General features: G+C 40.7%; 10 protein-coding genes. 3 read left to right on the top strand and 7 right to left on the bottom strand.

The window, feature by feature from the left end; translation table 11 throughout:
* Window position 1: 1 nt before the first annotated feature.
* The 5 genes from ACSC9N_RS08645 to ACSC9N_RS08625 form a co-directional block, all read right to left on the bottom strand.
* The gene (locus ACSC9N_RS08645; RefSeq protein WP_010326598.1) at window positions 2-1,093 is read right to left on the bottom strand and encodes a 3-deoxy-7-phosphoheptulonate synthase; all 1,092 of its coding nucleotides are present in this window, start codon (window positions 1,091-1,093) and stop codon (window positions 2-4) included.
* A 139-nt stretch (window positions 1,094-1,232) separates the two neighbouring features.
* Window positions 1,233-2,129, bottom strand: a complete 897-nt coding sequence (locus ACSC9N_RS08640; RefSeq protein ID WP_010326599.1) for a sulfite exporter TauE/SafE family protein — start codon at window positions 2,127-2,129, stop codon at window positions 1,233-1,235.
* Between the two features lie 103 nt (window positions 2,130-2,232).
* The gene (locus ACSC9N_RS08635; RefSeq protein ID WP_029575011.1) at window positions 2,233-2,829 is read right to left on the bottom strand and encodes a hypothetical protein; all 597 of its coding nucleotides are present in this window, start codon (window positions 2,827-2,829) and stop codon (window positions 2,233-2,235) included.
* A 195-nt stretch (window positions 2,830-3,024) separates the two neighbouring features.
* Window positions 3,025-3,321 (bottom strand): hypothetical protein, encoded by a 297-nt coding sequence (locus ACSC9N_RS08630; RefSeq protein ID WP_010326602.1) that lies wholly within the window; start codon window positions 3,319-3,321, stop codon window positions 3,025-3,027.
* Window positions 3,318-4,877 carry a PepSY-associated TM helix domain-containing protein gene (locus ACSC9N_RS08625; protein WP_010326603.1) on the bottom strand — a complete coding sequence of 520 codons (1,560 nt, stop codon included), beginning with the start codon at window positions 4,875-4,877 and terminating at the stop codon, window positions 3,318-3,320. The genes ACSC9N_RS08630 and ACSC9N_RS08625 overlap by 4 nt, the downstream gene beginning before the upstream one ends.
* Before the next feature lie 675 nt (window positions 4,878-5,552).
* Here ACSC9N_RS08625 and lpxB point away from each other — a divergent pair.
* The gene (lpxB, locus tag ACSC9N_RS08620; protein ID WP_010326605.1) at window positions 5,553-6,725 is read left to right on the top strand and encodes a lipid-A-disaccharide synthase; all 1,173 of its coding nucleotides are present in this window, start codon (window positions 5,553-5,555) and stop codon (window positions 6,723-6,725) included.
* 69 nt (window positions 6,726-6,794) lie between these two features.
* On the opposite strand, the gene ACSC9N_RS08615 is transcribed toward lpxB, so the two are convergent.
* Both ACSC9N_RS08615 and ACSC9N_RS08610 read right to left on the bottom strand, forming a co-directional pair.
* Window positions 6,795-8,999, bottom strand: a complete 2,205-nt coding sequence (locus ACSC9N_RS08615) for an OsmC domain/YcaO domain-containing protein (RefSeq protein ID WP_010326606.1) — start codon at window positions 8,997-8,999, stop codon at window positions 6,795-6,797.
* A gap of 282 nt (window positions 9,000-9,281) precedes the next feature.
* The gene (locus ACSC9N_RS08610; protein WP_010326607.1) at window positions 9,282-10,214 is read right to left on the bottom strand and encodes a helix-turn-helix transcriptional regulator; all 933 of its coding nucleotides are present in this window, start codon (window positions 10,212-10,214) and stop codon (window positions 9,282-9,284) included.
* A gap of 169 nt (window positions 10,215-10,383) precedes the next feature.
* Between ACSC9N_RS08610 and ACSC9N_RS08605 the strand changes: the two genes are divergently transcribed.
* Together ACSC9N_RS08605 and ybaK are read left to right on the top strand one after the other, a co-directional pair.
* On the top strand, window positions 10,384-11,580 hold the full coding sequence (locus ACSC9N_RS08605) for an alkane 1-monooxygenase (protein ID WP_010326608.1): 1,197 nt from the start codon (window positions 10,384-10,386) through the stop codon (window positions 11,578-11,580).
* 167 nt (window positions 11,581-11,747) lie between these two features.
* Window positions 11,748-12,215, top strand: a complete 468-nt coding sequence (gene ybaK / locus ACSC9N_RS08600) for a Cys-tRNA(Pro) deacylase (RefSeq protein ID WP_010326609.1) — start codon at window positions 11,748-11,750, stop codon at window positions 12,213-12,215.
* Window positions 12,216-12,286: the final 71 nt, after the last annotated feature.

The raw sequence follows: 12,286 nt of genomic DNA, 5'->3' as shown, positions 1-12,286 counted from the left end.
CTTAACGGTTCGGTAAAACGTCTTTGAGTGCTTCGTGCATCTCTAGTAATACCTTTTCTGTGGTATCCCAGTCAATACAACCATCGGTTACTGACTTGCCGTATTCAAGATCGCATAGGTTTTCAGGAATTTCCTGACGACCACCTTTAAGGTGACTTTCAACCATAATGCCGATAATAGATTTATTTCCATCAATAATTTGTTCGGTAATATTTTTCAGAACAAGTGGTTGAAGGAACGGGTCTTTGTTCGAGTTTGCATGACTGGTGTCAATCATGATTTTGGTGCTGACTTTCGCTTTAGCCAATGCTGCTTCTGCTTCTGCTACAGAACCAGCATCGTAGTTTGGCTTACCGTTACCACCACGAAGTACCACGTGTGCATACGGGTTACCTGAAGTACGAATAACAGACACTTGGCCTTGGTTGTTTAGACCCAAGAAGTGGTGACCATGTTTCACCGACTGCATGGCATTGGTTGCAACAGTTAAGCCACCATCTGTACCATTTTTGAAACCTACGGGTGAAGAAAGACCAGAAGACATTTCACGGTGCGTTTGGCTTTCAGTCGTACGTGCACCAATCGCTGACCAAGAGATTAAGTCTTGGTAGTACTGTGGTGAGTTTGGATCGAGTGCTTCGGTCGCGCACGGCAAGCCTTTTTCATTTAACTCAACCAAAAGCTTACGACCAATGCGTAAACCTTTTTCAATGTTGAATGAGTCATTCATGTCAGGGTCATTGATTAGACCTTTCCAACCCACAGTGGTACGTGGTTTTTCAAAATAAACACGCATTACGATATAGATTGAGTCTTTAATTTTATCGCTTAAAACTTTTAAACGGTCTGCGTATTCGTGAGCAGCAACTGGGTCATGAATTGAACATGGGCCAATCACCACAAAAATGCGTTTGTCTTTACCATCTAAAATATTGCGAATCGTTTCACGACCGTGAAGTACAGTTTGATATGCAGACTCAGTGAGAGGCAATTCAGTTTTTAATTCCGCTGGGGTAACTAGCGGATGAATGCTTTGTAAATTCACGTCATCGATGTCGTTTTGGGTAATAGAGTTTGACTGTAGAGTATTCATTGCCGTCACTGGTTCGATCGTATTAAGTTGCTTTATAAGCTGAATATAACACGGTTTAGCTGATAAAAGGTTATAAAAAAGTCGAATGAATCTTTGAAAAAAAAGTGATGAATCTTAGGTTTATTTTAAATCAGAATGCCTACACTGAGGCATTCTTAACTGTTGAAATTTGAATGACTTGAACAGTTTCGGCTGGCTTCACTGGTTTGGCTTTGATCGGATTCAACATGAAGTTCACACCCAGCGCGAACAGGGTAATACCCAACACTTTACGGATGATTTTTTCAGGAAGACGTGAACTAATCAGTGTTCCAATAATAATTGCTGGAATAGACCCTACCAATAACCACATAAGGAGGTGGAAGTCGACGTTGCCTGAAGTCATGTGACCCATACCTGCAACGAAAGTAAGTAACACCGCATGCACAACGTCAGAACCAATAATACGAATCATTGGTAGATTTGGGAACATAATGACCAAAGCCATGATTCCGAAAGCACCTGCACCAACTGATGACAGTGTCACGAAGACCCCAAGAACCACACCCATCATCACAATGTACTTACGTTTATTGCTGGTTTGAAGCTGAACTTTTTCTAAGTCTTCGGTCATGTCTGGGAGCTCATCTTTACGTAATTTGTTGAAAAATTTTTCAATTTGATTACGGAAGACAATTGATAAACCTGTAATGGTCAACATGAAGCCTAAAACCATAGTGAGCACGGCTTTGTAGTGGGTAGATTGGCTCAAATAGTTGTCGAGTACCCAGTGCGTTGCAAAGGAAGCTGGAATACTGCCAATTGCAAGCCAAAGCACAATTGGCCACACAATATTTAGTTTTTTTGCATGTACAAATGAACCACAGAATTTTGAAATTGCGGCATAGAGCAAGTCTGTACCAATGGCAATGTGAGGTTCAATTCTGAAAAGGCTAATGAGGATCGGTGTCATTAATGAACCACCACCTACACCAGTAATTCCCACACAAAAACCGACTAAAACACCTGCGAGAATAAATTCGAGTGGACCAAACATTGTTATATGCCAAAATATCAAAAAACGTGCATATCTTATGACGTTTTCATATAAGTCGTTGTCTTGATTGTTGATTTACTTATTCTAAAAAGAGATATAGGAGTTATTGTTTGAGCTGTATCCGTGCTTTTATTTTTAAGCCTACAATTGTCAGCAACCACCATAGATTGAAACCTATGAGTGTTCGTAAAATATAAAGAGGGGCTAGCTGATGCTTTTTCCATTGCTCAAAATCCGCTGCGGTCGAGCTATCTGTCATATCTAAGTGTTGCTGACGTGGATCAGCTAATGTGATCTGATGAATAAATGCCTCCTTTTTTGCATTTTTTAGGTTCCAAAAAATATGCTCAAAATAGTAAACCTCGACCTGCTTTGCCGTAAATTGGTGACGATGTGATGACTGGTCACATAGTGTTTGAACAGGTTCTCCCATCAATGCGCAGTTTGCGATCCATAAATGATGCTGTTGTTTAAATTTCAACGTGCTGATTCGTCCTTTACTGATTTCAACGGTGATTTCATCAAAGGTTTTACTCTGAATCTGAGTGGGGATCCAGCTGCTTGGGAAACAAATAAATACAAGCAAATTGAAAATGAGGGAAATAAAAAGTGTCCAGCCAAAATGATGCTTCGACCAACTGCAGAGCTGTTGAAAGGGTATGATGATTTCTTGTTGTGACCAATCTAAAGCTGAACGCAATGTTTGCCCCGTGAAAATATCTATAAAAGTGCTTATTATTTAGCGTGTTATAACTAAAAATCACGGTGCTTCAACTTAAATGATTTTGATTAGTCTCTAAAATTCTGTTGCAATTGTTCTGGCTCATATATTTACATACCTTTTTATTTGGCTCATGATCGAAATAAAAAAGTGTGTGAGTTGTAGAGTAAATACTTACTTAGATTGAGCTGTTTTTTTGGGTTTTAAGTCATTGATGCTTAAAATCAGTATAAAAAGTATCGGGGTTGCAAATACAAATAAACTGACACTCCCCACACCGCGACCCGTGAATTGAATCAATAAAATTAATGTCGCGGCCAGTACACCAAAAGCCAGATATCGGCAGATTTGATAATGTTCTGCACACTTGGCCCAACGTGACTTTTGAGTTTTAGGGCGCTGCTTATCGCTCACCAGAAATAATACATAGCACGCGAAAGTGATGAGAAGTCCTGCAATCAGGTAGATCATGAATTGGACTCCTGAACCGCAGTATTGGCATATTTTTTCTGAATTTTTTGTACAGCTTTTTGTTGAATGGGCTGGATTTTTTGATGTAAGAAAATAGTCAATATCGCAAGGATGAAGATCATAAGATCAACTCGCAAGAATAACCAATATTCATTCAAGTTATGCACATATTGGTGGCTGATTAAATAGTAAAGATTGAAAATAGGCAAAGATACAGCCAGTAAAATGAAGACTTTCAGTTGAGTTTTCCAAAGGTGTTGCTGTGGAGTGAGCAATGCAATGACTAAGCTGAGTAACCAAGTGCCGAAAAATGCGTAGATTTCGTAGTTGGGTTGACCTGCTTCTAACTGAAGTAAACGATTTGCACAAAGATAACTGAGCATTGCAATCGGCAAGCCAATGATGGCAGCCGTATTTAAGCGGTTAACCGCATAATGTCCAAAGTGGAAACTTTGTTTCTTATTTTGTAACTGACGTTTTAAGCTCCAGAGTAAAAGTCCAGACGCAATCATGGCACAGCCTAAAAGCCCTGAGAAGAATAACGCAAAGCGTAATAAGGGCTGCGCAAAGTGTGCCATGTGTAAACCATAGACTCCATTATTGAGCGTGGCAATTGCGCTATTGTTCCGAGTGTCACCGAGCAGGGCACCAGATTCGCCGTTAAAGCTGAGTTGGGCTTGGTTTCGCATGATGCTTCGGTCAGTTGACTCAACCAAGTTCACCTGAGCGATATTGGCGTTGGGATGTTTGACCGTAATATTGTCAATCTCTGTTTTCCCCCAACGCTGCTCAGATTGTTGTATGAAGTACTCAATCGGTCGCATCGTAGCAGGTGTCGGTTTAGCCTCAGAGCTGATGCTAATATTTCTAATTTCATCAAAATATTGGAACGGTTGCTCTGGATAAAGTTTCTTCATGCCATTGGGAAGAATGAGATAAAAGAAAATGGCTAAACCAGTGAATGTAATGGTCAGGAAAAAAGGCAAAGCAATAACAGAGGTGACATTGTGAAAGTCTAGATACGAGCGTTGACCCTTGAAGGCTCTTAGGGTAAAAAATTCGGTGAATATCTTTTTGTGTGTGATGATGCCTGAAATGAGGATGATCAACATTAAGAAGGCCGCAATAGTGACCAAAAGCCTACCGATAAAATAGGGCACACCATACAGCTGATAGTGAAAGCCATAGAAAAACTCACCGCCTTGAGTTGCAGATAAGGTGACTTCTTCACCCGTGTTCGCATCCAAAGTCTTATTTTCGTAGCCACCATCGGCCTTTTGCCAGTAGATTTTATTAACAGGTGAACTCGGACTAGCTACGCCGATATACCAACTTTGCGCATCTGCAGCATTTTTTTGTAAGTATTGATATGCCGAATTCATCGCAGTGTCTTGTTTGACCTGCATGGTGGCAAATTGAGGTTGCATCCATAAATTTATTTCATGACGGTAATAGGTCGCAGCACCTGTTAAAAAAATGGCAAATAATAACCATCCCAGTGTTAGTCCAAGCCAAGAGTGTAGCCATGCCATTGATTGGCGAACAGATTTTTGCATGGTTTAACCTACGAACTTCAGCAATACAAAAAAGCAAAGGGAAAGCGAAATGGTTGAAGCGCTTAACTTTTTCAGGGATTGAGCACAAAAGCTTACAATGACAAAAGTGGTAAAGAAAATAAGAGATAGAAAAGCCGCCAAATAAATGGATTCTGCTTTAGCGAAGTGAAGGTGAAAACTAAGGGTAAGCAGTTCTGATAACATGGATGTACATAAATAGCCTAAGCCAAATGCGATCAAAAACCGAAACATAACGGTTATAGGGTAATTAAGCTGACTTAGGGGCATAAAGATCACATGAATGAAGTCATAAAGGGGCTTAACGTTGTACTCATTAAGCATCGAACCTAAATTTAATATTTAAGCAAAGCTATCTCTATCACGAGTTAAGCAGTCTACATACTAAAATAGTGAGATTGAGCAGTGTAACTTGAGGAACAAAGCATAGATAGAATTAACGATAATGATTCTCAGTAATTCTATGTTCTAATAGGTATCCTGTGCAATATTTAAATGATCGAAAATTTAAATTAACTCGCCTTTTTTCGTACTTTTTATATGAGTCAAATAGGTCACTCATTTTATATCTGCAGCATAAATAGAAAGACTCGACCAATACCCATCCCAAAAGACGCTATGTTATGATGCATGGGTTGAAAAATAAGGAATAATGCTTTGCAAAATCGGAAACTTAAAATTGGAATCGTAGTGGGTGAAGTATCGGGTGATACTTTAGGTGCTAAACTTATTCGCAGTTTTCGTGAGCAAGGAATTGATGCAGAATTTGAGGGTATTGGTGGCCCGCAAATGATTGCAGAGGGTTTCAAGAGCTTTTATCCGATGGATATCTTGTCGGTCATGGGGCTGGTTGAGGTTCTTAAAGACATTAAAAAGCTTTTTGCTGTACGTGATGGGCTGGTAGAGAAATGGACAGCCCATCCTGTCGATGTGTTTATTGGGATTGATGCGCCAGACTTTAATCTGCGCCTTTCAAAAAGTTTAAAACAAAAACAACTGCCCATAAAAACCGTGCAGTATGTTAGTCCTTCCGTTTGGGCATGGCGTCAGGGACGGGTTCATGGCATCAAAGCCTCAATTGATTTGGTATTGTGTTTATTTCCGTTTGAAAAAGCATTTTATAAAAAATGGGATGTTCCTGCTGCGTTTGTAGGACACCCCTTGGCGAGCCAATTGCCTTTGGAAAACCCAATTTTACAAGCCAAAGAAGAACTGGGTTTAGATCTGACCCAAAGGCATATTGCCTTATTGCCGGGAAGTCGACGTGGTGAAATTGAAAAGCTCGGTCCACTGGTTTTAGATGCTGCAAAATTGCTCTACGCCAAATATCCAAACTATCGCTTTGTGATACCAGCAATCAATGATGCACGTAAGCAACAAATCGAAGCTTTGCTTACTCAGTATCCGAAAGCATTGGTCGATCAAATAGACTTGCTTGAAAACTCAGGCACCGAGTCGAAGATTGGGCGTCAAGTTATGAACGCCGCTAATATTGTAGCTTTGGCTTCAGGTACAGCAACTTTGGAAGCTATGCTGTTACACCGACCAATGGTAACCTTCTATAAGTTGAACTGGCTCACTTATCATGTGGTGAAATTCTTGATCAAGATTCAATATTATTCATTGCCGAATATTATTGCGGGCAAGAAAGTGATACAAGAATTAATTCAAAAAGATGCAACACCTGAGAAATTGGCGGCTGAAATTGAAAAATTAATGAATATAGAAACAGCACAGATTCAGGCTATGCAGCACATTACCATGCATAAACAGTTACTTGCAGGTAATAGTGAAAATCCTGTTGAGGCGATTTTAAATATTTTAGATTAATTCTCTTTAAGACATCGTGATAGTGCAGTGAGAAACAACCCAAACGTATTTGGGTTGTTTCTTTTTATTTTAAGGTTTTAATCCAACGGCTTTAGCACGAGCAGCGTGTAACTTTTTATAACTGTCGATTAAACGTAAGTGACGGTCCAAACCTTCAAGTTTCATACTGGTTTCTGTTAAACCATAGAAACGAATACGACCTTCAACTGTGCCTATTACCGCATCCATACGTTCATCACCGAACATACGGCGGAAGTTTGCTTCATACTCTTCCAGTTCCATGTCGTCATCTAACATTACTTCGAGTACGACATTCATGCATTGGTAGAACAGACCACGTTCAACGGTATTGGTGTTGTATTGTAAGAATGCTTCAACCAAATCTTTCGCTTCTTCAAACTGCTCTAATGCAAGATAGATGAGTAGTTTGAGTTCAAGCAAAGTCAATTGACCCCATTCGGTATTGTCATCAAACTCAACCCCGATCAAAGTCTTGATTTCAGTATAGTCGTCTAGCTCACATTCTTCTAAACGTTCAACCAGCGCTTCAAGCTGTTCGTCGCCTAAACGATGTAAGTTGAGGATGTCTTCACGGTAAAGTAGCGCTTTGTTGGTGTTATCCCAAACCAAGTCTTCAACCAAGTAAATTTCTGAGTAACCCGGTACCAAGATACGACACGCCGTTGCGCCTAAATGTTGGTAAATGGCCATATAGACTTCTTTGCCCATATTTTCCAAAATACCGAACAGTGCATCAGCTTCATCAGCATTTGAGTTTTGGCCTTGATTGGTAAAGTCCCACTCGACAAAGTCATAGTCTGATTTGGCACTAAAGAAGCGCCATGACACCACACCACTTGAGTCAATGAAGTGCTCAACAAAGTTATTGGGTTCAGTGACCGCATTTGAGCTAAATGTTGGGCGAGGTAAGTCGTTCAGACCTTCAAAGCTACGGCCTTGAAGTAGCTCAGTTAAGCTGCGCTCAAGCGCAACTTCAAAGCTTGGGTGTGCGCCGAAAGAGGCGAATACACCACCTGTACGCGGGTTCATTAACGTCACACACATTACAGGGTATTGACCACCTAGAGAGGCATCTTTCACCAATACAGGGAAACCTTGCTCTTCTAAACCTTGGATGCCCGCTAAAATGCTAGGATATTTCGCTAAAACCTCTTGTGGTACATCTGGCAGGGTCAGTTCACCTTCCAAAATTTCACGTTTTACGGCACGCTCAAAAATTTCAGATAAACACTGTACTTGTGCTTCAGCTGAGGTGTTTCCTGCACTCATGCCGTTACTAAGGTACAAGTTTTCAATCAAGTTTGATGGGAAGTAAACCACTTCCGCATCAGACTGGCGAACAAAAGGTAAAGAGCAAATACCACGCTCAGCTTTCCCTGAGTTTGTGTCGTATAAATGCGTACCTAACAGTTCTTCTTCAGGGTCATAAATTTCAAGGGTGTACTCATCCAGTACACCTTCAGGCATTTCACCATTTGGACCTGGCATGAACCATTTTTCATCTGGATAATGCACAAATTCGGCATTGGCAATGTCTTCACCCCAGAACTGGTCGTTATAGAAGAAGTTACAGTTCAGACGTTCAATGAACTCACCCAGCGCAGAAGCTAATGCACTTTCTTTGCTTGAGCCTTTACCGTTGGTAAAACACATTGGCGACTGAGCATCACGAATATGTAAAGACCACACATTTGGCACAATATTACGCCAAGAAGCGATTTCAATTTTCATGCCCAGACCAGCCAAAATACCTGACATATTGGCAATGGTTTCTTCTAAAGGCAGGTCTTTACCTGCAATGATGGTGCTGCTTTCAGAAGCAAGGCTTGGAATAAGCAGGGCTTGTGCATCGGCATCAATGCTTTCTACTTCTTCAATAATAAACTCAGGGCCTGTTTGGATTACTTTCTTAACCGTACAACGGTCGATAGAGCGTAAAATGCCTTGGCGATCTTTTTCTGAAATGTCCGCTGGGAGCTCAACTTGAATTTTGAAGATTTGTTTATAGCGGTTTTCAGGGTCAACAATGTTGTTTTGTGACAAACGAATGTTGTCAGTTGGAATGTCACGTGCCAAACAATACACTTTGACAAAGTAAGCCGCGCAAAGCGCAGAAGATGCTAAAAAATAGTCAAATGGACCGGGTGCAGAGCCATCACCTTTGTAGCGAATCGGTTGATCGGCAATGACTGTAAAATCATCGAACTTCGCTTCTTGGCGAAGATTATCGAGATAATTAACCTTGATTTCCATGCTGGCACCTAAATTTTCTTATATGTCAGCATGGACATATAAGAGATAAAATATTGAAAAATAAGCCGAATCACGGATGAAAACTGGACTTAAAAAAGTGTGGCTAGAGCGAAAAAGAACAAACAAGCAGTGGTTTGAAGCCATCTCTAGCAAGGATGCGGGATATTATAGTGTGATTTTCACAAGATGCTAATCTTTGTCTGCAAGTTCAAGGTATTTATCTCGACGTACAAAAACATAAGCTGAGAGAAGATTACTATTAAACCATTAAGGACGGGCACGTTAAGTTGGGTTTGGATTATTTCTATATTGACTTGGGCTCATTTGGTACTGTCGTTTAAAGCTTTGGCTAAAAGCCGTTTCTGAGTTATAACCTACCCTATGTGCTATTTGCTGAATGGTTCCTTGTCCATTACGCAGGTATTGGGCGGCTAAACGCAGACGGTGTTGTTGCAAATAAGCCAAAGGGCTTGTGCCTAAAATTTGGCTAAACAATGTGGCAAATTTAGACCGTGACATACAACACTGTTCTGCAAGGGACTCAACAGTCCAAGGCTGTGCAGGTTCCGCATGAATTTTAGCAAGGGCATTGGAGAGTTCAGGATGAGATAAAGCACTCAGCCAATTGTTCGAGTCTTGCAGCGCATCAATATAATCACGCACACATTCAATTAATAAAATACTCACCAAATGATCCAAAATTTTGTCACGGCCTGGGCGTATACGTTGGACTTCTAGAGCGAGAAACTGCAGCCCAATTTGCAACCATTCAGGAACCGTGCTGAGATCTTTGTGTTGAAGGTGAATAAATGCGGGTAAGGCCTGTACTAAAGGACGCGCCATAATGGGGTCCATATGTGCATGTAAGGCCAAGATCACGGTTTTTTGTTGTGTCGCATCACTACCAAAAGAGACTTCTTTGTGTTGGTTTTGGGCAAATAAGTCAGAAATATTGAATACTTCTAACAGTTGGTCGGTAGTTGAGGAGCGACACTCATGACTTGGCCCTGAAGGCAGTAAGATCAAGTCGCCCACTTCAGCAACAATAATTTGTTTAGCATCTAAACAAATAGTGAGTTGTCCTTGAAGTACCGCATAGGCCATCATGGTTGATTGTTCGGTATAGCGAAAAGCCCACTCACCATGAGGTTTAAGGTAGAGGTACTCAGATTGGTTGAGGTGTATATCTTCAAAAATTTTACTTAAAGCATCCATACTTTACGATTTCTAGTCTTTATATCTTAGGCTTAATATTTGATTTAGGGTCAATTTAAGTCATTTCAGGCCAAGGACGATTACGCTGTTTTCTTGGACGTTAGCAACTGTTCTTTATGTCCCATTTCTAGAAATATAAAGGCATAACAAGAAAATTGGAAGAATGGTAATGAATGCATCAGTGAAAATGACGAATGCTAGCGTGGTCGTCAAAAATGCAGCAGGGATCGATAAAAAGCGTTTTGGCTGGTTATTGAGTCCTGGGCTTCCTGTGATTGGCATGGGCATTTTAGCGGGCTATCATTTTGGCCCGAAACCCACTAAGAAAATCTTCGCTTTGGGTGGGCCGCTGTTACTGCATGTCATTATTCCTGCGGTAGATGGTCTGGTCGGTGCAGATGAAAATAATCCTTCGGATGATGAAATTAAGGTCTTGGTAAATGACCCGTACTATGACCGTATAGTGAAATTGTTCATTCCGCTACAAATGGCAGCCAATTTGTTTGCAGGTTATGTGGTGACTCGCCAAAATGTATCGATGCTCGACCAAATATTACTGGGTGTCTCTATGGGGGCAATTAATGGAGTAGCAGTGAATACAGCACATGAGCTGTGCCACCGTCCTAAAAAATCAGATCATTATTGGTCGCATATGACTTTAGCGCCGTTGGTCTACAACCATTTCCGCATTGAGCACCCTTATGGGCATCATAAACGTGCTGCAACACCAGAAGACCCTGCTTCATCGAAAATGGGGGAGACTTTTTATGAGTTTTGGCCGCGTACCGTTTTCGGCGGGTTGAAGTCGGCTGTTGAAATTGAACATAAACGCCTAAAACGAAAAGGTCTGTCTTTCTTCTCCAAAGAAAATGAACTGTTTCATGGATGGGCGATGAGTGCTGGTTTTCATGCAGTCATGTTGAAATTGTTTGGTAAAAAAGTGACGCCATATCTGGTGACACAAGCATTTTATGGCGTGAGTCTGTTTGAAATTATTAATTATATCGAACACTATGGTTTAAAGCGTAGCCAAAAAGAAGATGGCAGCTATGCGCGAACCATGCCAGAACACAGCTGGAATAATAACAACATTGTGACTAACTTATTCTTATACCAGTTACAACGCCATTCAGATCATCATGCCTATCCAACCCGCCCATTTCAGGCCTTAAGACATTTTGATGAAGCCCCTGAGCTACCGAGTGGTTATGCCACGATGTTAATTCCAGCGTTAATTCCAAAGCTGTGGTTTAAAATGATGGATCAACGAGTGTTTGATCATTACGAAGGTGATTTGACCAAAGCCAATATCTTGCCAAAGCGCCGTGCTCAAATCTTCAAAAAATTTGGATTAAGTGCTGACTAAACTGTGATATTTCAGCGATAACAAGCTGCATACATAGTTTACATCGAACTTACAGTCATTGATTGGTTGAGTGCCTGTAAGTTCGATGATCATGATAGGCGTACCGCTAAACTTTCTTTTTGAATAGGCATATAATGCTGAGTATGTAGTGAATATATTGAACAGAAATGACACCTGCAACCAAACTTTTAAAAGCCAATAAAATCGATTTTTCTATTCATGAATATGAACATGATGCCAATGCAAAAAGCTTTGGGCTTGAAGCCGCAGAAAAATTAAATCTACGTGTCGAAGAGGTGTTTAAAACACTGTTAGTGACCGATGAAAAAAACTATTTTGTTGCGATTCTTCCTGTACACCATCAGTTAAACTTGAAAAAAGTTGCACAGGCAGTGGGGGCAAAAAAACTAAAAATGTCCGACCCTAAAGATGCAGAACGACTGACAGGTTATTTGGTCGGTGGGATTAGTCCTGTTGGACAGAAAAAAAGGTTAAAAACCGTGATCGATCAAAGCGCACAACAGTTGGAGAAACTATATGTCAGTGGGGGGAAGCGCGGCTTAGATATCGGTTTAAAACCACAGGATTTAGCAAAAGTACTTTCAGCTACTTTTGCTGATGTACTGGATCAATAAAGAACATTGAAGTCTTCACTTCTTCGTCCCTATTTGATTTAAGCCTTGAGCTCTTTTGAGTATTAATTTGA

Origin of the sequence: Acinetobacter sp. PC34, from assembly GCF_051789135.1 — a bacterium.
Taxonomy (GTDB): domain Bacteria; phylum Pseudomonadota; class Gammaproteobacteria; order Pseudomonadales; family Moraxellaceae; genus Acinetobacter; species Acinetobacter johnsonii.
This window is presented reverse-complemented; position numbering and strand designations above follow the sequence as displayed.

Excerpts from the sequence above, each read along its gene's own strand:
- ACSC9N_RS08645 (WP_010326598.1), bottom strand. The coding sequence starts at position 1,093 with ATGAATACTCTACAGTCAAACTCTATTACCCAAAACGACATCGATGAC.
- ACSC9N_RS08640 (WP_010326599.1), bottom strand. The coding sequence starts at position 2,129 with ATGTTTGGTCCACTCGAATTTATTCTCGCAGGTGTTTTAGTCGGTTTT.
- ACSC9N_RS08630 (WP_010326602.1), bottom strand. The coding sequence starts at position 3,321 with ATGATCTACCTGATTGCAGGACTTCTCATCACTTTCGCGTGCTATGTA.
- ACSC9N_RS08625 (WP_010326603.1), bottom strand. The coding sequence starts at position 4,877 with ATGCAAAAATCTGTTCGCCAATCAATGGCATGGCTACACTCTTGGCTT.
- ACSC9N_RS08615 (WP_010326606.1), bottom strand. The coding sequence starts at position 8,999 with ATGGAAATCAAGGTTAATTATCTCGATAATCTTCGCCAAGAAGCGAAG.
- ACSC9N_RS08610 (WP_010326607.1), bottom strand. The coding sequence starts at position 10,214 with ATGGATGCTTTAAGTAAAATTTTTGAAGATATACACCTCAACCAATCT.
- ACSC9N_RS08605 (WP_010326608.1), top strand. The coding sequence starts at position 10,384 with ATGAATGCATCAGTGAAAATGACGAATGCTAGCGTGGTCGTCAAAAAT.
- ybaK (WP_010326609.1), top strand. The coding sequence starts at position 11,748 with ATGACACCTGCAACCAAACTTTTAAAAGCCAATAAAATCGATTTTTCT.